Annotated in this window: 33 protein-coding genes and 4 pseudogenes; 19 read left to right on the top strand and 18 right to left on the bottom strand. The window is 43.9% G+C overall.

The annotated features are described in order from the left end of the window. Nucleotides 1-22 precede the first annotated feature (22 nt). Entirely contained in the window at nt 23-616 is a 594-nt protein-coding gene (locus tag K6984_RS16110) for a TetR/AcrR family transcriptional regulator (RefSeq protein WP_221896449.1), read from the top strand. Nucleotides 617-710: 94 nt separating this feature from the next. Here the strand turns inward: K6984_RS16110 and K6984_RS16105 are convergent, their stop codons facing one another. From K6984_RS16105 to mobB, 3 genes are read right to left on the bottom strand one after another with little or no spacing between them, the layout of a single operon-like run. Next, on the bottom strand, nt 711-1172 hold the full coding sequence (locus K6984_RS16105; RefSeq protein ID WP_221896448.1) for a peroxiredoxin: 462 nt from the start codon (nt 1170-1172) through the stop codon (nt 711-713). A 17-nt stretch (nt 1173-1189) separates the two neighbouring features. After that, nucleotides 1190-2425 (bottom strand): molybdopterin molybdotransferase MoeA, encoded by a 1236-nt coding sequence (moeA, locus tag K6984_RS16100; RefSeq protein WP_221896447.1) that lies wholly within the window; start codon nt 2423-2425, stop codon nt 1190-1192. Then, nucleotides 2422-2946, bottom strand: coding sequence for a molybdopterin-guanine dinucleotide biosynthesis protein B (gene mobB, locus K6984_RS16095; RefSeq protein ID WP_221896446.1), 525 nt, complete (start codon nt 2944-2946; stop codon nt 2422-2424). Before mobB ends, moeA begins: the two co-directional genes overlap by 4 nt. A gap of 100 nt (nt 2947-3046) precedes the next feature. Between mobB and K6984_RS16090 the strand changes: the two genes are divergently transcribed. After that, on the top strand, nt 3047-3817 hold the full coding sequence (locus tag K6984_RS16090; protein WP_221896445.1) for a TatD family hydrolase: 771 nt from the start codon (nt 3047-3049) through the stop codon (nt 3815-3817). Between the two features lie 176 nt (nt 3818-3993). Next, nucleotides 3994-4275 (top strand): PEP/pyruvate-binding domain-containing protein, encoded by a 282-nt coding sequence (locus K6984_RS16085; RefSeq protein ID WP_230988133.1) that lies wholly within the window; start codon nt 3994-3996, stop codon nt 4273-4275. A 38-nt stretch (nt 4276-4313) separates the two neighbouring features. Here K6984_RS16085 and K6984_RS16080 read toward each other — a convergent pair whose 3' ends face one another. After that, nucleotides 4314-4466 carry a hypothetical protein gene (locus K6984_RS16080; RefSeq protein WP_221896443.1) on the bottom strand — a complete coding sequence of 51 codons (153 nt, stop codon included), beginning with the start codon at nt 4464-4466 and terminating at the stop codon, nt 4314-4316. Between the two features lie 12 nt (nt 4467-4478). Here K6984_RS16080 and K6984_RS16075 point away from each other — a divergent pair, with 12 nt between their 5' ends. The 8 genes and pseudogenes from K6984_RS16075 (at nt 4479) to K6984_RS16050 (ending at nt 6644) form a co-directional block, all read left to right on the top strand. After that, entirely contained in the window at nt 4479-4634 is a 156-nt protein-coding gene (locus tag K6984_RS16075) for a hypothetical protein (protein WP_221896442.1), read from the top strand. Then, nucleotides 4583-4762 (top strand): PEP/pyruvate-binding domain-containing protein, encoded by a 180-nt coding sequence (locus K6984_RS36310; RefSeq protein ID WP_221896441.1) that lies wholly within the window; start codon nt 4583-4585, stop codon nt 4760-4762. The genes K6984_RS16075 and K6984_RS36310 overlap by 52 nt, the downstream gene beginning before the upstream one ends. After that, on the top strand, nt 4711-4839 hold the full coding sequence (locus K6984_RS33875) for a hypothetical protein (protein ID WP_263458596.1): 129 nt from the start codon (nt 4711-4713) through the stop codon (nt 4837-4839). The genes K6984_RS36310 and K6984_RS33875 overlap by 52 nt, the downstream gene beginning before the upstream one ends. Before the next feature lie 27 nt (nt 4840-4866). Beyond that, a complete protein-coding gene (locus K6984_RS16065) occupies nt 4867-5145 on the top strand; it encodes a hypothetical protein (protein WP_221896440.1) in 279 nt (92 codons plus the stop codon). After that, nucleotides 5046-5468, top strand: a pseudogene (locus K6984_RS31245) (PEP/pyruvate-binding domain-containing protein); the annotation flags it as partial. The gene K6984_RS16065 and the pseudogene K6984_RS31245, both read left to right, overlap by 100 nt. 243 nt (nt 5469-5711) lie before the next feature. Then, a complete protein-coding gene (locus K6984_RS31240) occupies nt 5712-6221 on the top strand; it encodes a PEP-utilizing enzyme (protein ID WP_230988132.1) in 510 nt (169 codons plus the stop codon). Further along, complete coding sequence (locus K6984_RS31235; protein WP_230988126.1) at nt 6196-6327, top strand: putative PEP-binding protein; 132 nt, start codon at nt 6196-6198, stop codon at nt 6325-6327. The genes K6984_RS31240 and K6984_RS31235 overlap by 26 nt, the downstream gene beginning before the upstream one ends. A 161-nt stretch (nt 6328-6488) precedes the next feature. Continuing rightward, a complete protein-coding gene (locus K6984_RS16050; protein WP_221896438.1) occupies nt 6489-6644 on the top strand; it encodes a hypothetical protein in 156 nt (51 codons plus the stop codon). 152 nt (nt 6645-6796) lie between these two features. Here the strand turns inward: K6984_RS16050 and K6984_RS16045 are convergent, their stop codons facing one another. Genes K6984_RS16045 through K6984_RS16035 form a run of 3 tightly spaced genes read right to left on the bottom strand, consistent with a single transcriptional unit; the run spans nt 6797 to nt 8392 of the window. After that, nucleotides 6797-7105: a hypothetical protein gene (locus K6984_RS16045; RefSeq protein ID WP_221896437.1), complete on the bottom strand. Its 309-nt coding sequence runs from the start codon at nt 7103-7105 to the stop codon at nt 6797-6799. After that, complete coding sequence (locus tag K6984_RS16040) at nt 7096-7788, bottom strand: transposase (RefSeq protein WP_221896436.1); 693 nt, start codon at nt 7786-7788, stop codon at nt 7096-7098. Before K6984_RS16040 ends, K6984_RS16045 begins: the two co-directional genes overlap by 10 nt. 16 nt (nt 7789-7804) lie before the next feature. Beyond that, nucleotides 7805-8392, bottom strand: a complete 588-nt coding sequence (locus K6984_RS16035) for a hypothetical protein (protein WP_221896435.1) — start codon at nt 8390-8392, stop codon at nt 7805-7807. Between the two features lie 363 nt (nt 8393-8755). Between K6984_RS16035 and K6984_RS16030 the strand changes: the two are divergent. The 3 genes and pseudogenes from K6984_RS16030 to K6984_RS16020 form a co-directional block, all read left to right on the top strand. Further along, nucleotides 8756-9070 (top strand): annotated as a pseudogene (locus K6984_RS16030) (putative PEP-binding protein); the annotation flags it as partial. A 93-nt stretch (nt 9071-9163) separates the two neighbouring features. After that, nucleotides 9164-9337 (top strand): 2'-5' RNA ligase family protein, encoded by a 174-nt coding sequence (locus K6984_RS16025; protein ID WP_221896434.1) that lies wholly within the window; start codon nt 9164-9166, stop codon nt 9335-9337. Nucleotides 9338-9355: 18 nt separating this feature from the next. Beyond that, a complete protein-coding gene (locus K6984_RS16020) occupies nt 9356-9676 on the top strand; it encodes a 2'-5' RNA ligase family protein (RefSeq protein ID WP_221896433.1) in 321 nt (106 codons plus the stop codon). Nucleotides 9677-10135: 459 nt separating this feature from the next. On the opposite strand, the gene K6984_RS16015 is transcribed toward K6984_RS16020, so the two are convergent. Further along, complete coding sequence (locus tag K6984_RS16015) at nt 10136-11068, bottom strand: carbohydrate kinase family protein (protein WP_221896432.1); 933 nt, start codon at nt 11066-11068, stop codon at nt 10136-10138. Between the two features lie 12 nt (nt 11069-11080). Then, nucleotides 11081-11440, bottom strand: coding sequence for a diacylglycerol kinase (locus K6984_RS16010; RefSeq protein WP_221896491.1), 360 nt, complete (start codon nt 11438-11440; stop codon nt 11081-11083). Nucleotides 11441-12127: 687 nt separating this feature from the next. Here K6984_RS16010 and K6984_RS36305 point away from each other — a divergent pair. Beyond that, a pseudogene (locus K6984_RS36305) lies at nt 12128-13465 on the top strand (IS701 family transposase). A gap of 7 nt (nt 13466-13472) precedes the next feature. Here the strand turns inward: K6984_RS36305 and K6984_RS16000 are convergent. Beyond that, nucleotides 13473-13763, bottom strand: a complete 291-nt coding sequence (locus K6984_RS16000) for a hypothetical protein (protein WP_221896431.1) — start codon at nt 13761-13763, stop codon at nt 13473-13475. Between K6984_RS16000 and K6984_RS15995 the strand changes: the two genes are divergently transcribed. Then, nucleotides 13720-14010, top strand: coding sequence for a hypothetical protein (locus K6984_RS15995; RefSeq protein ID WP_221896430.1), 291 nt, complete (start codon nt 13720-13722; stop codon nt 14008-14010). The genes K6984_RS16000 and K6984_RS15995 overlap by 44 nt on opposite strands. Here the strand turns inward: K6984_RS15995 and K6984_RS15990 are convergent. Continuing rightward, a complete protein-coding gene (locus K6984_RS15990) occupies nt 13930-14202 on the bottom strand; it encodes a hypothetical protein (RefSeq protein WP_221896429.1) in 273 nt (90 codons plus the stop codon). The two genes, K6984_RS15995 and K6984_RS15990, sit on opposite strands and share 81 nt — an antisense overlap. A gap of 12 nt (nt 14203-14214) precedes the next feature. Here K6984_RS15990 and K6984_RS15985 point away from each other — a divergent pair, with 12 nt between their 5' ends. After that, the gene (locus K6984_RS15985) at nt 14215-14421 is read left to right on the top strand and encodes a hypothetical protein (RefSeq protein WP_221896428.1); all 207 of its coding nucleotides are present in this window, start codon (nt 14215-14217) and stop codon (nt 14419-14421) included. Between the two features lie 103 nt (nt 14422-14524). Here K6984_RS15985 and gcvH read toward each other — a convergent pair whose 3' ends face one another. Both gcvH and K6984_RS15975 read right to left on the bottom strand, forming a co-directional pair. Continuing rightward, nucleotides 14525-14905: a glycine cleavage system protein GcvH gene (gene gcvH / locus K6984_RS15980; RefSeq protein WP_221896427.1), complete on the bottom strand. Its 381-nt coding sequence runs from the start codon at nt 14903-14905 to the stop codon at nt 14525-14527. An 80-nt stretch (nt 14906-14985) separates the two neighbouring features. Further along, on the bottom strand, nt 14986-16284 hold the full coding sequence (locus tag K6984_RS15975) for a transposase (RefSeq protein WP_221893851.1): 1299 nt from the start codon (nt 16282-16284) through the stop codon (nt 14986-14988). A 465-nt stretch (nt 16285-16749) separates the two neighbouring features. On the opposite strand from K6984_RS15975, the pseudogene K6984_RS36940 reads away from it, so the two are divergent. Then, a pseudogene (locus K6984_RS36940) lies at nt 16750-17133 on the top strand (IS701 family transposase); the annotation flags it as partial. Here the strand turns inward: K6984_RS36940 and K6984_RS15970 are convergent. The 4 genes from K6984_RS15970 to K6984_RS15960 form a co-directional block, all read right to left on the bottom strand. Beyond that, nucleotides 17063-17266, bottom strand: coding sequence for a hypothetical protein (locus tag K6984_RS15970; RefSeq protein WP_221896426.1), 204 nt, complete (start codon nt 17264-17266; stop codon nt 17063-17065). The pseudogene K6984_RS36940 and the gene K6984_RS15970 overlap by 71 nt on opposite strands. A 79-nt stretch (nt 17267-17345) precedes the next feature. After that, the gene (locus tag K6984_RS15965; protein ID WP_221896425.1) at nt 17346-17600 is read right to left on the bottom strand and encodes a hypothetical protein; all 255 of its coding nucleotides are present in this window, start codon (nt 17598-17600) and stop codon (nt 17346-17348) included. 27 nt (nt 17601-17627) lie between these two features. Next, nucleotides 17628-17756, bottom strand: coding sequence for a hypothetical protein (locus K6984_RS33870; protein ID WP_263458596.1), 129 nt, complete (start codon nt 17754-17756; stop codon nt 17628-17630). A 208-nt stretch (nt 17757-17964) separates the two neighbouring features. Further along, nucleotides 17965-18249, bottom strand: a complete 285-nt coding sequence (locus K6984_RS15960; protein ID WP_221896424.1) for a hypothetical protein — start codon at nt 18247-18249, stop codon at nt 17965-17967. A 137-nt stretch (nt 18250-18386) separates the two neighbouring features. On the opposite strand from K6984_RS15960, the gene K6984_RS15955 reads away from it, so the two are divergent. Continuing rightward, a complete protein-coding gene (locus K6984_RS15955) occupies nt 18387-18635 on the top strand; it encodes a hypothetical protein (protein ID WP_221896423.1) in 249 nt (82 codons plus the stop codon). On the opposite strand, the gene K6984_RS15950 is transcribed toward K6984_RS15955, so the two are convergent. Then, nucleotides 18577-18885, bottom strand: coding sequence for a hypothetical protein (locus K6984_RS15950; protein WP_221896422.1), 309 nt, complete (start codon nt 18883-18885; stop codon nt 18577-18579). The two genes, K6984_RS15955 and K6984_RS15950, sit on opposite strands and share 59 nt — an antisense overlap. Nucleotides 18886-18905: the final 20 nt, after the last annotated feature.

Raw genomic sequence — 18905 nt, 5'->3', positions numbered from 1 at the left:
GAATAAATCTAAAAAAAACAACATGGATCAGGAAATACAAAAAGACAAAGAAGAGCTGCGTAATGATATCTTAACTGCAGCGTTAAAATTATTTGCAGAAAAAGGCTATTTTAATACATCTCTAACAGAGATAGCTGAGCTGTCCGGGGTTAAAAGCAGTGCTGGAATTTACAAGCATTTTAAAAATAAGCAGGAAATAGCTCAGGCCTTATATCATTGGATTATCGACAGGCTAAGTGTATCGATTGATGATATACGCCGACGCAATCGTAAGTCCTCAGAGCAACTTAGAGAAATCGTTGATTTATGGTTTCGCTTAACTGATGACGCGCCTGAAGTCATGCGGTTTCTATTAGTGCTTAATATCAGTGAGTTTCTTCCCGAAGAAAAGCCGATCATGGCGACACCGCCATTTGTAAAAATTATAAAGGTGTTACAAAACGGAATTAAGACGGGTGAAATAAAGGCAATAGATGCCCAGCGAGCTTATTGCCACTTTTTCGGGATTATAGAAAATACCTTAAAGCAGGTACTAACCGGAACTTTACAGAAAAAATCCTATTACTATGAAGGTGATGCCTGGTTATCCGCCTGGGGAACCATAGTTAAAAAATAAGCCATAGGCCGGGAAAGTTTTTTATTGCGTAGCACTAAAAAACGTAACTCGGCAAAAGTTTAATAGTATGCCTCATTCAGAATTTCTCTCATTATCAATTCCCTTTTTGTAATTGCTCAATATCCTGTAATAACTTCTGACTATGCAGGCTAGGTGTAACGCTGCGATAAATCTTTGCAATTTTTCCAGTTGGGTCAATGATAAAACTATGCCGCTTGCAGAATTTAATCGGGCCCAACTTAAATAAGGCACCATACGCTGCGCTAACTTTGCCTTCCGGATCAGCGAGCAGGGTAAACGGTAAAGATTGCTTTGCAGTGAAATCAAGATGACTCTTGCTATTATCAGTGCTAATGCCTACCACCTGAGCTTTTAAATTTGCAAAGGCCTGATGATCGTCGCGCAATGCACAGGCTTCTTTAGTACACCCCGGGGTATTATCTTTAGGGTAAAAGTATATAACCAGCCACTGGTCCCGGTAATCTGATAATTGATGCAGGTTTTCATGTGCATCATAAAGCACAAAGTTAGGTGCTGCCTGATTGAGTTCTAGCATGTGTCTGTACTCACTGTTTATAAAAATAAATTAAACGGCTCTACCAGAACCGATTCACCAGGGATTACATCTCCCTGTGCTTGTGCAAGGATAATATAGCAATTAGCGCGACTACTGGCACTTAATATATTAGAACCTTGCTTACCGGCAGAGATTACCTCAAATTCACCCGCATCAGTCTGGCTTAATACGCCTCGTTGAAACTCCTGCCTACCGGCTTGTTTATATAAGTTGCTGTTACAAATTGCCTGAAAGCGTATCGGCGTGTTATTAGTCAGGCCGCTTAACTGGCGCAGGGCCGGTGTAACAATTTGCTGAAACGTGGCAAGAACCGAAATGGGGTTACCCGGCAGGCCAAAGAAATAACAGCCCTGTATATGCCCAAACGCGAGAGGTTTCCCGGGTTTAATGGCCAGCTTCCATAAAGCGACCTGGCCAATTTCATCTAATATTTGCTTTATATAATCGGCATCCCCGACAGATGCACCGCCACTGGTGATAACCACATCATGGCTTTGCGCCGCCTGTGATAAGCATTGGCTAATCATTGCTTTATTATCCGCAACAACGCCAAGATCACTGACTTGATAACAAGGATTATCGAGTAAAGCAGCTAGGGTATAGCGGTTGCTATCATATATTTGCCCTTCAGATAATTGACTACCTACAGGGCGTAACTCATCGCCGGTTGAAAAAAAAGCGATGCGTATTTTACGTTTCACCTGCACCTGGTAAATGCCCGCAGATGCAAGTAAACCTAAATCAATCGCAGTTAATTGCTTTCCAGCTGGTAATAAACAATCATGCTGTCTGACATCTTCACCTACTGAACGGGTATGCTGCTGTGCTTGTGTGTTGGTAGGGAAATGAATAGTCACATCACTTATCTCGACCTGCTCCTGCATAATCACACTGTCAGCACCGTTAGGCAAAACAGCGCCGGTAAAAATGCGTACACATTGCCCGCGCTTTAGCGTTTTCTTAAAAGGGCGGCCTGCCCATGAAATGCCTATCTGAAGCAAGTCAAAATCAGAACTCTGAATATCCGCACTATTAAATGCATAGCCATCCATCGCTGAATTTGCAAAGGTAGGCAGGTCAATAGGAGCCGTACATCCTACACTCAAAACGCGATCTTTGGCAGTATGTAAGCTTAGCATTTCATCGCCTGTCAGGGTTGATAGCGCACTGGAAATATTCTTCAGTGCCTGGTCAATGCTTATTAATGATTGTGTATGGCATAAATCAGTCATGATTTTTCTAAAAAAATGTGCAGGATAAAGTCAGCTATTTGAGGAATATTATTTAAGTCCATGCTGACTATTTTCCTTTCTACTGTGATTGTTTGATCAGCGGCGATGGCAATAATGCTGCTGTCATCAGGATAAAGCAGTGGCAGTCCAAGGCTGGGGCGATGTAATTCGATCTTGGGAAAGCGCTCTCGCTTAAAGCCTTCAACCAGAATTAAATCCAGGCTGGATTGGTCAAAAAACTCAAGTTGTTCATCCAGTACAGGTTCTTGCTGTGTAGTAAACTCGGTAATGATTGCGCGTCTATGGCTAGAAACGAGCATTACTGGCGTGGCACCTGCCTCGCGCAGGCGAAAGCTATCTTTGCCGGGCTTGTCTATTTGAAAATTATGGTGGCTATGCTTAATTAAACCAACGCGTATTTGCTGCATGCGTAACTGGGGAATAAGCTGGGTTAATAAGGTTGTTTTTCCCGTGCCGCTAGGTGCAGCAAAACCTAGTATCGGGATATGTGCATTGTTCATGGTAAATTAATGGTTATAGATTTTGCATTATTATACTTGCTGACTAGCTAACTGAGTGAAGTATAATTACGCATCATTAATATTATCACTGCACAAATCAATGCTAATAGACTCTCATTGCCATCTAGATAAACTCGACTTAACCCCCTACCAGAATGATTTTTCCTGTTTTATGCAGGAGGTGGAAAAAACTAACATTGAACATATGCTCTGCATTAGCATCGACCTGGAAGCTTATCCTGCCATGTGTGATCTGGTTGCACCTTATCAAAATATTTCTTTATCGGTAGGTGTGCATCCTAATGTTGATGAGGGGCAAGATCCCAGTACAGATGAACTTATTGCCTTGGCGGATAATGATAGGGTGGTGGCTATTGGTGAAACAGGCTTGGATTATTTTCGCAGTGAAGGCGATTTATCCTGGCAGCATGAGCGCTTTATTAATCATATCGCTGCGTCTAAAGTGACTAAAAAGCCACTGATTATTCATACCCGTGAAGCAGGCGATGATACCTTGCGTTTTTTAAAAGAGCAGGGCGCTGATGAAGTCGGCGGCGTAATTCACTGCTTTACCGAAGACTGGGATTTTGCACAGCAGGCGATGGACTTAAATTTTTATATCTCATTTTCTGGAATTGTCACTTTTAAAAATGCTAAAGCAATTCAGGAAGTGGCAAAAAAAGTACCTGCAGACCGGTATTTAATCGAGACCGACTCACCTTATCTTGCCCCGGTTCCGTTTCGGGGTAAGTCTAATTACCCTATCTATGTGCAGCACGTTGCGCAATATATAGCGGATTTACGTGGGAGTAGCTTTGATACTATTAGCCGGCAGTCTAATGAAAATTTTCGCCGACTGTTTAATGTTTAAGCTGAAAAAATATAAGTTTTGCTCATATCTCTATTACCTTTCTTAGAGTGTGATAATAAATGCTGGGAAAGTGGCCTTTTTATTGCTATGCTCGAAATAAGCAATACTTATGGAGGATGCTATGAAATTCATCAGGTTTTTTGCAACATTGGGCATGGGTGATGTCGGACTGGTTGGTGAAAAAAAATGCCAGCCTGGGGGAAATGTATCAGAAGCTGAGTCATCTGGCCGTTAATGTTCCCAATGGCTTTTCAACCACTCGTGATGCTTATCAATTCGCTGGGCAAAACAATCTTGCCCAGCGAATTGATGCGCTGATTGCTGACCTGGATATAGGAAACATTGCTCAGCTACAGGCAAGTGGTAAAGCGGAGCGCGAATTAATTCTTAATGAGCCTTTGCCTACTGAGATAGAGCAGGAAGTAACGGAAGCCTATCGTCAGCTTTCTGCAGGTTAGGTTACGCTGAGAAAAACATTGATGTTGCCGTGCGCTCTTCAGCAACGGCTGAAGACCTTCGCTGTCAGCCCCGGACGGGCTGATAGTCTCCAGAAGGCGCAGGGAAATTTGCCAATCCGAAGTGCGCGATAGCGCGCGAGGGAGGCTAAAATTTTATCCCGAATAGCCGTAGAGCCATTTGTGGTAGCCATGACTGAGCTGCTTTGTGCTCAGTCTGTGGCGGACGCAGGGCGGCTGGAGCATCTCCTATTCGCTGCGTAGGTGAACGAATTACGGCGACAGGAGTCCCGGAATTTCGTGAGGTAGCATGGCGCGCCTGCCCGATGCAAGCTTTGCCGGGCAGCAGGAGAGCTTCTTAAATATACGTGGTGAATTATCCTTATTGATTCATGTACGCAAATGCTTTGCCTCACTGTTTTCGGGGAGTCGCTATTTTTGCGAAAGCTTGTTTTGGGCATCCCAGCCCAAGCAAGCAGCAAAAACTTAACGCGACCACTTATGCCTCCGGCGGCCCCGATTCGTCCTCGTCACCTCGTCCCGACCCAACAAGGGGTCGGAACATAGGCTCCAAATGACTTGACGCCGTGTCGGATGGCCTTTTATTTTGTCTCCACCTTCGCTAACGCTCAGACTCCGACAAAACAACGGCCCTACGGCTATCGCAGACTAAAAATCTTCACTTCGCTAAAGCTCCGTTTCCAGGATTTTCAGCGACCGATCGCGCCACCAGTTATCGCCATAGCCGTGGCTTTGATTATCGCCAGGTTGCATTATGTGTGGGTATTCAGAAAATGGTGCGTAGTGATCGCGCTACCAGTGGCGTTATGTTTACACTGGATACGCAAAGTGGTAATGATAATGTCATTATGATAAATGCTATTTTCGGTCTGGGTGAAAATATCGTAGGCGGCCGGGTTAATCCGGATGAATTTTTTGTCTTTAAACCGACCTTGCAAGCGAATAAGTCAGCGATTATCAAACGTCAACTCGGCTCCAAAGAGATGAAGATGATCTATGATGATAAACTCAAAACGCTGAATGTTTCTACTACGCTTAACGAACGCGCACGTTTTACGCTGAACGATGATGAGGTAATGACCCTGGCGCGCTATGCACTTACCATTGAAGAGCATTATGCCATGGCAATGGATATAGAATGGGCTAAAGATACCGCAGAAGGTGAATTTTATATTGTTCAGGCACGGCCTGAAACCGTGTATTCCAGGCAGTTGCATGGCAAGAAAATTCAAAGTATTAAGAAATATATAATCAAAGAGGATACCTCTAAACGTAAGCAGTTATTAAGTGGCTTAGCCATAGGCGAGAAAATAGGGTTTGGTGTTGTAAAGGTGATAGCTAATTTAAGTGAAGCGTCCCGATTTAATGCTGGTGAAGTGCTGGTCACTGATATTACTGATCCAGATTGGGAGCCATTAATGAAAAAAGCGGCAGCCGTAGTCACTAATAAAGGTGGGCGTACCTGCCATGCTGCGATAGTTGCCAGGGAAATCGGTGTCAGCACAATAGTCGGTACTTCGAATGCCATGCAGGTATTGCAAGAAGGATCCGAGGTGACAGTGTGTTGTGCCGAGGGTGAAACAGGCTATGTTTATCAGGGGCAGATCGACTTTGAAATTGAGTCGATTGACTTGCAGGATTTGCAAGAGCCTAAGACTAAATTATTTATGAATGTTGGTAATCCTGAGCAGGCATTTGGCCTGGCAGCTATTCCTAACCAGGGAGTAGGGCTAGCACGTATGGAGTTTATTATTAACAACCATATCAAGGCACACCCCATGGCACTATATGATATGCAGCAGGGACGTTATGTTAAAGGGAGTGAAAAGATCGAGCAGCTGATGCAGGGTTTTGCTGATCCCCTGAGCTTTTTTTGTAGACAAGCTCTCAGCAGGCATAGGTATGATTGCTGCCGCGTTTTATCCTAAGCCGGTGATAGTGCGAACCAGTGATTTTAAGACGAATGAGTACAAACATATGCTCGGTGGTGAAGTGTATGAGACCGATGAGGAAAACCCGATGATCGGCCGCTGAAAATCATGGAAACGTAGCTTAGCGAAGTGGTGATTTTTAGTCCCTGATAGGCGACAGGGCAATTCGCTGATTCGACGTGTGCTAGCAGCACGCGAGAGGAGCAAGAATTGCATTCCGAATAGCCGTCCAGCCAGTGAGGTAGTAATGACGAAGCGGCTTGTGTGCGTAGTCGTTGCGGACGCAGGGCGTTCAGGGCATCTCCCATCCGCTGCGTAGGTGAACGAATTATGGCGACAGGAGTCCCGGAATTTCGTGAGGTAGCATGGCGCGCCTGGTTCCCATTGAAAGAAGAAGCACCTAAACAAAGCAGCCTATAACCTACCTGAAGGTGGCACCACTCGAATATTTCCATATTTTTGATTTTAATCACTTATAACAGCAAATAGACACTCTGTAGGCACCGTAAAAGAACAACAAATAATTTCAAATAAAGCTTGCAATTTCCGAAAAAAATTTTCTAAAAATTTCATCAGTGTTCCCCTATCAATTGATGCCGTGAAACTAACCTCGCCACAAGAGAGCTCATAAAGCACTGTAAAGACATTCCTGTTATTATTGCGTTTTGAACTGCCCGAATGGTATACGAGCTGATACGAGATATTCTTGCCTGGGAAAATAATGGATTCACAAAACGATCTCGTTTTTGAGCCTGTTGCTGCCTTATCTCCAGAGCCTCGCTATATTTTTTATCCGATGGATGAATCAATTCTGGCTGTTGTGTTTTTGAAATCTCTTCAAACACGCGCATTAAATTATAGCTCATTGCAGTCAGGCGCATTTGATTTTCAAGTGAGCGGGTATTGGAAGACCAAGCTTTAGTTTCCTTGAGAAATTACTTTTAGTGTTATTGAATGTCTTTTCAATCGTCCATCGCTTGAAATACAGCATGGCAATGGTTCCAGGGTTAATAGTCATTGGCAAGGTTGTCACGAACCGGTGAAGTTTTCCGGTTTCTGGATCACGGTAATCCACCACGTTAAATTTGATGCCCTTGTTTTCGTACACACTGTATGCTTCAACCCCTGTATTGATCTCATGGCGGGAGTCAAAAGGGATAGACTCAACCAGAGTCGCAATTGAATTTTCTTTTAGCATTGAAATCATGTAATTAGCATGTCGTTTCTGCCGATCCCACCAGACAAAGTCGGTGACGGCTTTATCGTAGACATAGAGATGTTTCTGAGAGCTGTTATTTCCCTTGTTTTGCTTTTCAATATGATCTCGTAACACAGGTATTTCTTGATGTCTCTGAGTTCCGTTTGTCACCAGACAAAGAAATCTGAGCAACCCACTTCTGAGATTCAACGCGTAAATCCCCCCGGCCGCATAAACTTTCCCCCGCTGAAAATCCTGGAAACGGAGCTTTAGCGAAGTGAAGATTTTTAGTCCGCGATAGCCGTAGGGCCGTTGTTTTGTCGGAGTCTGAGCGTTAGCGAAGGTGGAGACAAAATAAAAGGCCATCCGACACGGCGTCAAGTCATTTGGAGCCTATGTTCCGACCCCTTGTTGGGTCGGGACGAGGTGACGAGGACGAATCGGGGCCGCCGGAGGCATAAGTGGTCGCGTTAAGTTTTTGCTGCTTGCTTGGGCTGGGATGCCCAAAACAAGCTTTCGCAAAAATAGCGACTCCCCGATTGCTGTTTTTTTCAGTATGGCAGGTATGATCAATAAAATGTCCATCCGCTGCTTCTATGGTGTATTCGTCAAGTTCCGGGAATGCTTTAAGATAATCAATGCCTTGCGATAGCAGTGTTTCAGAGTGAAGATGATAGCTCTGCTGTTCAAATGCCTCAAGCATACTTGTTCGTCTATGCGACTTCAGTGATTTAAAATACGTTGAGTGGGGAAGCAGCTGGCCATAAATCTGTTCATTGGTTTGGAGGAAATGGCGACCACTATCGGCTACACTGATACAGCGTAATAACCCAAGGCGAATAAAGTCGATATCCTTCAACTCTGGGCATGAACGAGCCCACAAAGGATGACGCTCTGCTAACAGGGCACGTTCCATACTTTCATTGCAGTGTTGGTGAATATGTTCAGAGAGTGGTAGGTCTTTAAGCACGGGTGATATCCGTTTATGAGGTGATTAAAACGGAAATTTTTAGAAAAATTCTTTCGGCAATTGCAAGCTTTATTTGAAATTATTTGTTGTTTTTTTACGGCGCCTACAGAGTGTCTATTTGCTGTTATAAGTGATTAAAATCAAAAATATGGAAATATTCGAGTGGTGCTACCTTCAGGTAGGTTATAGGCTGCTTTGTTTAGGTACTTCTTCTTTCAATGGGAACACTGATGATGTTTATAGCAAACCCCTACTTAATTCCCCTTAGGCAATAGCATTTGAAACGAATGAAAAGACTATTTTTTTTATATAGTTGTAGCATAGTTTCAATTTTACCATAAATAATTATTGGGAAACTTCAGTTTAAAAATCTTTGATGGTTATAGCATAGGCTCTAACGATTTGACTCAGCTTACACTGGGAGTTGATCGGGACAGTACTTTAGTTGCGCATATTTTTGATGAGCGTAATGAGGCAGTGAAGCGCATGTTAAAAATGGCAATTGATGCGTGTAAAAAAGAGGGCAAATATATTGGTATCTGTGGTCATGCTCCCTCTGATTATCCCGAGATCACTGAATTTCTGGTGGAAAATGGTATTAGTTCAATTTCGCTGAACCCCGATTCGGTACTTAAAATGCGTCAGGTTGTTGTGGAGCTAGAAAAAAGACTTATTTAAACCCTCAGTAGGGCGTGACTTTAGCCCGCCATTTTGCTTGGTATTTGATCGTTGGCGTGCTAAAGCAGCGCCCTACAAGGTAATGAGGCAGCAATGAAAAGATTATTTTTTGCTTTATGGCCTAGTGAGCAGACGAGAAAGCAAATTGATAACTTTAATCAATCGCTTAAACTAGATGGATTAAGAAAAGTAAGCTCAGCTAATTTACATATCACTTTGCTGTTTCTGGGCAATACAGATGCTAAAATTGAATGCTTGCTCAGGTAAATGGCAGGGAATATCAGTGTGCAGCCATTTAAATTACAGTTTAATCAGCTGGATTTTTGGCAAAAGCCTAAGATATTATGTTTAACAACGCAACGTTATGATGCGCAATTAACTATTCTGGTTGAAGCCTTAAATCAACTAGTCGAGCAGTGTGGTATACACACTGAAGAAAGACCGTATAAACCACATATTACCTTGGTAAGAAAAGCACAAAAGCCAGTAGATATTAACGTATTGCCGATAGCCTGGCAGGTAAATTCATTTTGTTTAATAGAATCTTGCAGTACGCCTAATGGCGTAGTGTACCAGGTGCTACAGCGCTGGAATTTCGAGGGTTAAAAAATATAAGGTGCGCAGCAGTAAATCCATGTACCTTGGATATACCGCTTCCAGCCCCATCTGCCTTCGCTGAAAATCAGGGAAACGGAGCCTAAGCGAAGTGATGATTTTTAGTCCGCGATAGCCGTAGGGCCGTTATTTTGTCGGAGTCTGAGCGTTAGCGAAGGTGGAGACAAAATAAAAGGCCATCCGACACGGCGTCAAGTCATTTGGAGCCTATGTTCCGACCCCTTGTTGGGTCGGGACGAGGTGACGAGGACGAATCGGGGCCGCCGGAGGCATAAGTGGTCGCGTTAAGTTTTTGCTGCTTGCTTGGGCTGGGATGGGATGCCCAAAACAAGCTTTCGCAAAAATAGCGACTCCCCTAGCTCCGTTATTACTCTTAGGTGCATTATGACACTGTTGGTGGGAGAGGAGTCCATATCATCAGCCTACGGTATTCAAGTTCAATATCAACGATTAAAACGACTCGCCAAAGCTATCCTGATAACGGGCCTTAAATTGCTCCATAGTGAAGTGATGATTCTGTGTACCATGATGCTCAATTTTTATCGAACCCAGTAATGAAGCAATACGGCCAGTGGTAGCCCAGCTATACTCATTCATAATGCCAAACAACAAACCTGCGCGATAAGCATCACCGCAGCCCGTTGGGTCACTTAACTGCTTCGCCTTTGCCGAAGGAATGTCTATACATTCGCCTGCTGTGTATATCTTGGAGCCTTCGCCGCCTAGAGTTATTACCAGCGCATCTACACGTGCGGCAATTTTCTCCAGGCTTAAGCCGGTCCCCTCCTGCATTAATTCAGACTCATAGTCATTAAAGGTCGCCCAGGTTGATAAATCCAGTAATTCCAGCAATTCTTCGCCACTGAACATCGGCATGCCCTGGCCAGGATCAAAGATAAACGGTATTCCAGCATCCGCAAATTCCTGTGCATGCTGCTGCATACCTAGCTTACCATCAGGGGAAACTATGCCTACTTCTATACCCGCATTCTGAGGTACTGAATTTGTATGTGAATCATTCATCGCACCGGGGTGAAAGGCAGTAATCTGGTTATCGTCTTCATCGGTAGTAATATATGCCTGCCCAGTATAATGGTCATTTAGCTTGGAAATATACTCACAAGTGATTTTGCATTGACTCAACCATTGTGCATACGGTTCAAAATCATGACCGACTGTCGCCATAATTTTGGGTTGTTCACCGAGTAATTGTAAATTATAGGCAATATTCCCCGCACATCCGCCAAACTCCCGGCGTATTGCAGGAACTAAAAAAGATACATTTAACATATGTACTTTTTCGGGAAGAATATGGTTTTTGAACTTATCATGAAAAACCATAATGGTATCGTAGGCCATAGACCCACAAATCAATGCACTCATTTATTATTTCCTCTAAATTAAAATTAGCGAACAGGTTAACGCTGCCAGCGCTAACGATAGCATAACCGCTGCCGAACCTATATCTTTTGCCCGACCAGAAAGTTCATGGTGTTCAGGGCCGATTCTATCAATTGCCGTTTCCACCGCTGAATTTAATAACTCCACCACCAGCACAAAAACAACACTAGCAATCAATAAGAGCCTTTCAATTTTATTAGCTGTTAGCCACAACGCCAGAGGGGCTGTTATTAGCAACAATAATAACTCCTGTCTAAACGCTTCCTCATGTTTCCAGACTGCTCTAAATCCCGTGTATGAATAAAACACTGCATTCACAATGCGCTTCAGGCCTTTGGTCTGTTGTCCAGCCATTTTTCCACAATCTCCTGTCAAGTAAAATATGCTTAATGTTTTTTGCTTACTCAAGTCTCACAACAGACTTAAGTCATTGATTTATAACACTGGCTATTATTTGGTCAATTTAACAAAATCATAATAATTACAGTCCTTTAACGTTCTTGCTAGCAAACTATCCACAAAGTTATACACAGCTAATGTGGATAAAGTTTTATGCTTACATTGCTCCTCTGCAAGCTAAATCAAGATATCGCTTGTTCATAACCTTCTGCATCCGGTAAGTTTTCTAAACCATCCTTATTATTAATTTTTAAGCTAAATAACCAGGGGCTGTTATCAGCAGCAACAACAATAATAACTCCTGTCTAAACGCTTCCTCATGTTACCAGACTGCTTTAAATCCCGCGTATGAATAAAACACTACATTCACAATGCGCTTCAGGCCTTTGGTTTGTTGTACAGCCATTTTTCCACAATCTCCTGTCAAGTAAAATCTGAAGTTGCCTAGTTTTTAAAGCATAAGAATATCAGCTAATGCTTATTTTTCTGAAGTATTAGATATTACTAATATTAACGGCATTCCGTTGACTAAAATCCTTGAATTCTTTTTAAAAACAACAGGTTAGTCGTGAATGAGGCCTAGTTTTAGTGTATAATGGAAGTTCCTAACACATTGATTATACAAACAAACCGGCCTCATTCATGTTCATTTTACGCGATACTTTACTTCCGCTTCAAGATCATTTTTCCAAAACCACTTTAGGCCGCGAACGAGCCTCTCTGTTTGTTTACACGATCCTGTCTATTATCGTTCCCTTTACGTCGTCGATGACATCTAATCTTTGGCGTTGCCTTGATACGTTGTTTGGGTTTGAGATCAAGAATAAGCGCTTTTACACTTTCATGGCTTCTTCAACTTTTCCGTGGGCTGGGCTGTGGAAAACTATCTGGGAGCTGATTCCGTCTCCTGAAACAGATGGGCGCATATTGGTTGCACTGGATGACTCCATTATCACTAAAGTAGGCAAGAAGATCTTCGGCTGTGAAGCCATTTTTGACCACGCGGCCAAATCGAATCAAAGCAAATATCCATGGGCACAAAACATTGTATCGGTAGGGTTGCTGAAACAGGTCAAAGGTCGCTGGGCGTGCTTATTTTTAGATTTCCGACTTTATCTGCCCTTAAAAACAATTCAGGCAAAAAAAGAAACCGCCACGATAAGAGGTGATGTCGTTCCTTTCCAGACCAAGATGGCTCAGGCGGCTCAAATGCTGATTGCAATTGCAGAACATTTTTCCACCGCTCCGATATTGACAGTCACTGATAGCTGGTTTGGCAACAATGGCCTATGGAAACCTGTTTACAAAGCTATCGGAAGCCGGTTTAATATTCTCTCTAGGTTAAGGTGCAATAATGTACTGTACGATCGTCCAGAAAAAAGAAAACCCAAGCAGAGGGGGCGGAATAAAAAGTACGGGCAGCGTCTAGGGTCAGCCACAGACATGGCAAAAACAGTACAACAAAAGGCCTGATCGTATGCCGTGGATCTCTATGGAAAACAGCGTGAAGTCAGGGCTTATAGTCGCGTTGTCATGCTGAAAACATTGAAACGACCCTTTCAGGTTGTCTGGGTGTTTCGTCGCACACAGTGGATTGCTTTGTTTACGAACGATCTAAGTTTATCCGTCACACAGATTATTGAGTATTATGGTGCGCGATGGAAAATCGAATCCGGGTTCAAAGAGCTCAAGCAAGACATAGGGAGTCAGAAAAGTCAGTGTCGAAATGCGCAGGCAGTGACCAACCATTTGAACTTCTGTATGATGGCAACAACGCTGACGTAGATTTACGCGGATCGTTTAAAAACCAATCCGGAACGTCGGCACAAAGTGAAGGGGCGAGCCAGTTTCGCCTTTTCAGATATCCGCCGCATCATTGCCGAAGCGGCTTTGGATCCGGATTTTGAAAGGGTTTGCCCCAAATACAGCAGCTCCCCTGTAAATTCGGTGGTAGCCGTTTTATTGCGAATGGTTCCTTGATGAATTTCTAAGAAACTTCAGGTAAAATATGCTTACGCTGAAAATCAGGGAAACGGAGCCTAAGCGAAGTGATGATTTTTAGTCCGCCGCTGAAAATCATGGAAACGGAGCTTAGCGAAGTGGTGATTTTTAGTCCCTGATAGGCGACAGGGCAATTCGCTGATTCGACGTGTGCTAGCAGCACGCGAGAGGAGCAAGAATTGCATTCCGAATAGCCGTCCAGCCAGTGAGGTAGTAATGACGAAGCGGCTTTTGTGCGTAGTCGTTGCGGACGCAGGGCGTTCAGGGCATCTCCCATCCGCTGCGTAGGTGAACGAATTATGGCGACAGGAGTCCCGGAATTTCGTGAGGTAGCATGGCGCGCCTGGATAGCCGTAGGGCCGTTATTTTGCCGGAGTCTGAGCGTTAGCGAAGGTGGAGACAAAATAAAAGGCCATCCGACACGGCGTCAAGTCATTTGGAGCCTATGTTCCGACCCCTTGTTGGGTCGGGACGAGGTGACGAGGACGAATCGGGGCCGCCGGAGGCATAAGTGGTCGCGTTAAGTTTTTGCTGCTTGCTTGGGCTGGGATGCCCAAAACAAGCAGCAAAAATAGCGACTCCCCCGCTGTCAGCCCCGGACGGGCTGATAGTCTCCAGAAGGCGCAGGGAAATTTGCCAATCCGAAGTGCGCGATAGCGCGCGAGGGAGGCTAAAATTTTATCCCGAATAGCCGTAGAGCCATTTGTGGTAGCCATGACTGAGCTGCTTTGTGCTCAGTCTGTGGCGGACGCAGGGCGGCTGGAGCATCTCCTATTCGCTGCGTAGGTGAACGAATTACGGCGACAGGAGTCCCGGAATTTCGTGAGGTAGCATGGCGCGCCTGGAATGTTTTTTGCTTACTCAAGTCTCACAACAGACTTAAGTCGTTGATTTATAGCACTGTCTATTATTTGGTCAATTTAATAAAATCATAATAATTACAGTCCTTTAACGTTCTTGCTAGCAAACTATCCACAAAGTTGTACACAGCTAATGTGGATAAAGTTTTATGCTTACATTGCTCCTCTGCAAGCTAAATCAAGATATCGCTTGTTCATAACCTTCTGCATCCAGCAAGTTTTCTAAATCATCCTTATTATTAATTTTTAAGCTAAATAACCAGGTGTTAAACGCGTCTTCATTCACTTGCTCCGGCGCATCGGCTAAAGTTTCATTCACCGCCATCACAGTTCCCGCTATTGGGCTAAATAAATCCGAGGCTGTTTTAACTGACTCAACAACCGCACACTGCTCTTCCATAGCTAACTGACGCCCTACTTCAGGTAACTCTATATAGACTAGGTCACCTAACTCTTCCTGCGCAAAATCGGTAATGCCCACTTTAATAATATTATCGTCTTCTAACTTCACCCACTCATGAGTGACTGCATATTTTAGATCTTCCGGGGTTTGACTCATTCTCGTTTTACCTTCGTTTTTAATTATTATCAGTGTGGGTATTTTATCCTAAATTCTGCTTTTGACCGCTAATATTACCATCAGTGTTCCCCTATCAATTGATGCCGTGAGACTAACCTCGCCACAAGAGAGCTCATAAAGCACTGTAAAGACATTCCTGTTATTATTGCGTTTTGAACTGCCCGAATGGTATACGAGCTGATACGAGATATTCTTGCCTGGAAAAATAATGGATTCACAAAACGATCTCGTTTTTGAGCCTGTTGCTGCCTTATCTCCAGAGCCTCGCTATATTTTTTATCCGATGGATGAATCAATTCTGGCTGTTGTGTTTTTGAACTCTCTTCAAACACGCGCATTAAATTATAGCTCATTGCAGTCAGGCGCATTTGATTTTCAAGTGAGCGGGTATTGGAAGACCAAGCTTTAGTTTCCTTGAAATTACTTTTAGTGTTATTGAATGTCTTTTCAATCGTCCATCGCTTGAAATACAGCATGGCAATGGTTCCAGGGTTAATAGTCATTGGCAAGGTTGTCACAAACCGGTGAAGTTTTCCGGTTTCTGGATCACGGTAATCCACCACGTTAAATTTGATGCCCTTGTTTTCGTACACACTGTATGCTTCAACCCCTGTATTGATCTCATGGCGGGAGTCAAAAGGGATAGACTCAACCAGAGTCGCAATTGAATTTTCTTTTAGCATTGAAATCATGTAATTAGCATGTCGTTTCTGCCGATCCCACCAGACAAAGTCGGTGACGGCTTTATCGTAGACATAGAGATGTTTCTGAGAGCTGTTATTTCCCTTGTTTTGCTTTTCAATATGATCTCGTAACACAGGTATTTCTTGATGCCTCTGAGTTCCGTTTGTCACCAGACAAAGAAATCTGAGCAACCCACTTCTGAGATTCAACGCGTAAATCCCCCCAGCCGCATAAACTTTCCCCTTGCTGTTTTTTTCAGTATGGCAGGCATGATCAATAAAATGTCCATCCGCTGCTTCTATGGTGTATTCGTCAAGTTCCGGGAATGCTTTAAGATAATCAATGCCTTGCGACAGCAGTGTTTCAGCGTGAAGATGATAGCTCTGCTGTTCAAATGCCTCAAGCATACTTGTTCGTCTATGCGACTTCAGTGATTTAAAATACGTTGAGTGGGGAAGCAGCTGGCCATAAATCTGTTCATTGGTTTGGAGGAAATGGCGACCACTATCGACTACACTGATACAGCGTAATAACCCAAGGCGAATAAAGTCGATATCCTTCAACTCTGGGCATGAACGAGCCCACAAAGGATGACGCTCTGCTAACAGGGAACGTTCCATACTTTCATTGCAGTGTTGGTGAATATGTTCAGAGAGTGGTAGGTCTTTAAGCATGGGTGATATCCGTTTATGAGGTGATTAAAACGGAAATTTTTAGAAAAATTTTTTCGGCAATTGCAAGCTTTATTTGAAATTATTTGTTGTTTTTTTACGGTGCCTACAGAGTGTCTATTTTCTGTTATAAGTGATTAAAATCAAAAAGATGGAAATATTCGAGTGGTGCTACCTTCAGGTAGGTTATAGGCTGCTTTGTTTAGGTACTTCTTCTTTCAATGGGAACACTGATGAATATTACAGCGAATACTTTATAACTGAAGTTTCCTAGTTTTTAAAGCATAAGAATATCAGCTAATGCTTATTTTTCTGAAATATTAGATATCATTAATATTAATGGCATTCCGTTGACTAAAATACTTTAATTCTTTTTAAAAACAACAGGTTAGTCGTTAATGAGGCCTAGTTTTACTGTATAATGAAAGTTTATAACACATTGATTATACAAATAAAACGACCTCATTCATGTTCATTTTACGCGATACTTTACTTCCGCTTCAAGATCATTTTTCCAAAACCACTTTAGGCCGCGAACGAGCCTCTCTGTTTGTTTACACGATCCTGTCTATTATCGTTCCCTTTACGTCGTCGATGACATCTAATCTTTGGCGTTGCCTTGATACGTTGTTTGGGTTTGAGATCAAGAATAAGCGCTTTTACACTTTCATGGCTTCTTCAACTTTTCCGTGGGCTGGGCTGTGGAAAACTATCTGGGAGCTGATTCCGTCTCCTGAAACAGATGGGCGCATATTGGTTGCACTGGATGACTTCATTATCACTAAAGTAGGCAAGAAGATCTTCGGCTGTGAAGCCATTTTTGACCACGCGGCCAAATCGAATCAAAGCAAACCGCTGTCAGCCCCGGACGGGCTGATAGTCTCCAGAAGGCGCAGGGAAATTTGCCAATCCGAAGTGCGCGATAGCGCGCGAGGGAGGCTAAAATTTTATCCCGAATAGCCGTAGAGCCATTTGTGGTAGCCATGACTGAGCTGCTTTGTGCTCAGTCTGTGGCGGACGCAGGGCGGCTGGAGCATCTCCTATTCGCTGCGTAGGTGAACGAATTACGGCGACAGGAGTCCCGGAATTTCGTGAGGTAGCATGGCGCGCCTGTATCCATGGGCACAAAACATTGTATCGGTAGGGTTGCTGAAACAGGTCAAAGGTCGCTGGGCGTGCTTATTTTTAGATTTCCGACGCTGAAAATCCTGGAAACGGAGCTTTAGCGAAGTGAAGATTTTTAGTCCGCGATAGCCGTAGGGCCGTTGTTTTGTCGGAGTCTGAGCGTTAGCGAAGGTGGAGACAAAATAAAAGGCCATCCGACACGGCGTCAAGTCATTTGGAGCCTATGTTCCGACCCCTTGTTGGGTCGGGACGAGGTGACGAGGACGAATCGGGGCCGCCGGAGGCATAAGTGGTCGCGTTAAGTTTTTGCTGCTTGCTTGGGCTGGGATGCCCAAAACAAGCTTTCGCAAAAATAGCGACTCCCCAATTTTATCTCCCCTTAAAAACAATTCAGGCAAAAAAAGAAACCGCCACGATAAGAGGTGATGTCGTTCCTTTCCAGACCAAGATGGCTCAGGCGGCTCAAATGCTGATTGCAATTGCAGAACATTTTTCCACCGCTCCGATATTGACAGTCACTGATAGCTGGTTTGGCAACAATGGCCTATGGAAGCCTGTTTACAAAGCTATCGGAAGCCGGTTTAATATTCTCTCTAGGTTAAGGTGCAATAATGTACTGTACGATCGTCCAGCGCTGAAAATCATGGAAACGGAGCTTAGCGAAGTGGTGATTTTTAGTCCCTGATAGGCGACAGGGCAATTCGCTGATTCGACGTGTGCTAGCAGCACGCGAGAGGAGCAAGAATTGCATTCCGAATAGCCGTCCAGCCAGTGAGGTAGTAATGACGAAGCGGCTTTTGTGCGTAGTCGTTGCGGACGCAGGGCTTTCAGGGCATCTCCCATCCGCTGCGTAGGTGAACGAATTATGGCGACAGGAGTCCCGGAATTTCGTGAGGTAGCATGGCGCGCCTGAAAAAAGAAAACCCAAGCAGAGGGGGCGGAATAAAAAGTACGGGCAGCGTCTGGGGTCAGCCACAGACATGGCAAAAACAGTACAACAAAAGGCCCGATCGTATACCGTGAATCTCTATGGAAAACAGCGTGAAGTCAGGGCTTATAGTCGCGTTGTCATGCTGAAAACATTGAAACGACCCGTTCAGGTTGTCTGGGGGTTTCGTCACACACAGTGGATTGCTTTGTTTACGACCGATCTAAGTTTATCCGTCACCATCAGTGTTCCCCTATCAATTGATGCCGTGAAACTAACCTCGCCACAAGAGAGCTCATAAAGCACTGTAAAGACATTCCTGTTATTATTGCGTTTTGAACTGCCCGAATGGTATACGAGCTGATACGAGATATTCTTGCCTGGAAAAATAATGGATTCACAAAACGATCTCGTTTTTGAGCCTGTTGCTGCCTAATCTCCAGAGCCTCGCTATATTTTTTATCCGATGGATGAATCAATTCTGGCTGTTGTGTTTTTGAAATCTCTTCAAACACGCGCATTAAATTATAGCTCATTGCAGTCAGGCGCATTTGATTTTCAAGTGAGCGGG

It is taken from the genome of Bathymodiolus japonicus methanotrophic gill symbiont (assembly GCF_019721995.1).
GTDB lineage: Bacteria > Pseudomonadota > Gammaproteobacteria > Methylococcales > Methylomonadaceae > Methyloprofundus.
This window is presented reverse-complemented; position numbering and strand designations above follow the sequence as displayed.

Excerpts from the sequence above, each read along its gene's own strand:
- K6984_RS16110 (WP_221896449.1), top strand. The coding sequence starts at position 23 with ATGGATCAGGAAATACAAAAAGACAAAGAAGAGCTGCGTAATGATATC.
- K6984_RS16105 (WP_221896448.1), bottom strand. The coding sequence starts at position 1,172 with ATGCTAGAACTCAATCAGGCAGCACCTAACTTTGTGCTTTATGATGCA.
- moeA (WP_221896447.1), bottom strand. The coding sequence starts at position 2,425 with ATGACTGATTTATGCCATACACAATCATTAATAAGCATTGACCAGGCA.
- mobB (WP_221896446.1), bottom strand. The coding sequence starts at position 2,946 with ATGAACAATGCACATATCCCGATACTAGGTTTTGCTGCACCTAGCGGC.
- K6984_RS16090 (WP_221896445.1), top strand. The coding sequence starts at position 3,047 with ATGCTAATAGACTCTCATTGCCATCTAGATAAACTCGACTTAACCCCC.
- K6984_RS16080 (WP_221896443.1), bottom strand. The coding sequence starts at position 4,466 with ATGGCTACCACAAATGGCTCTACGGCTATTCGGGATAAAATTTTAGCC.
- K6984_RS36310 (WP_221896441.1), top strand. The coding sequence starts at position 4,583 with ATGGCGCGCCTGCCCGATGCAAGCTTTGCCGGGCAGCAGGAGAGCTTC.
- K6984_RS16065 (WP_221896440.1), top strand. The coding sequence starts at position 4,867 with ATGGCCTTTTATTTTGTCTCCACCTTCGCTAACGCTCAGACTCCGACA.
- K6984_RS31240 (WP_230988132.1), top strand. The coding sequence starts at position 5,712 with ATGAAAAAAGCGGCAGCCGTAGTCACTAATAAAGGTGGGCGTACCTGC.
- K6984_RS31235 (WP_230988126.1), top strand. The coding sequence starts at position 6,196 with ATGATTGCTGCCGCGTTTTATCCTAAGCCGGTGATAGTGCGAACCAGT.
- K6984_RS16045 (WP_221896437.1), bottom strand. The coding sequence starts at position 7,105 with ATGCGCCTGACTGCAATGAGCTATAATTTAATGCGCGTGTTTGAAGAG.
- K6984_RS16040 (WP_221896436.1), bottom strand. The coding sequence starts at position 7,788 with ATGGCCTTTTATTTTGTCTCCACCTTCGCTAACGCTCAGACTCCGACA.
- K6984_RS16025 (WP_221896434.1), top strand. The coding sequence starts at position 9,164 with ATGAAAAGATTATTTTTTGCTTTATGGCCTAGTGAGCAGACGAGAAAG.
- K6984_RS16015 (WP_221896432.1), bottom strand. The coding sequence starts at position 11,068 with ATGAGTGCATTGATTTGTGGGTCTATGGCCTACGATACCATTATGGTT.
- K6984_RS16010 (WP_221896491.1), bottom strand. The coding sequence starts at position 11,440 with ATGGCTGGACAACAGACCAAAGGCCTGAAGCGCATTGTGAATGCAGTG.
- K6984_RS16000 (WP_221896431.1), bottom strand. The coding sequence starts at position 13,763 with ATGGGAGATGCCCTGAACGCCCTGCGTCCGCAACGACTACGCACAAAA.
- K6984_RS15990 (WP_221896429.1), bottom strand. The coding sequence starts at position 14,202 with ATGGCTACCACAAATGGCTCTACGGCTATTCGGGATAAAATTTTAGCC.
- gcvH (WP_221896427.1), bottom strand. The coding sequence starts at position 14,905 with ATGAGTCAAACCCCGGAAGATCTAAAATATGCAGTCACTCATGAGTGG.
- K6984_RS15975 (WP_221893851.1), bottom strand. The coding sequence starts at position 16,284 with ATGCTTAAAGACCTACCACTCTCTGAACATATTCACCAACACTGCAAT.
- K6984_RS15970 (WP_221896426.1), bottom strand. The coding sequence starts at position 17,266 with ATGGCTACCACAAATGGCTCTACGGCTATTCGGGATAAAATTTTAGCC.
- K6984_RS15965 (WP_221896425.1), bottom strand. The coding sequence starts at position 17,600 with ATGGCCTTTTATTTTGTCTCCACCTTCGCTAACGCTCAGACTCCGACA.
- K6984_RS15960 (WP_221896424.1), bottom strand. The coding sequence starts at position 18,249 with ATGGGAGATGCCCTGAAAGCCCTGCGTCCGCAACGACTACGCACAAAA.
- K6984_RS15955 (WP_221896423.1), top strand. The coding sequence starts at position 18,387 with ATGGCAAAAACAGTACAACAAAAGGCCCGATCGTATACCGTGAATCTC.
- K6984_RS15950 (WP_221896422.1), bottom strand. The coding sequence starts at position 18,885 with ATGCGCCTGACTGCAATGAGCTATAATTTAATGCGCGTGTTTGAAGAG.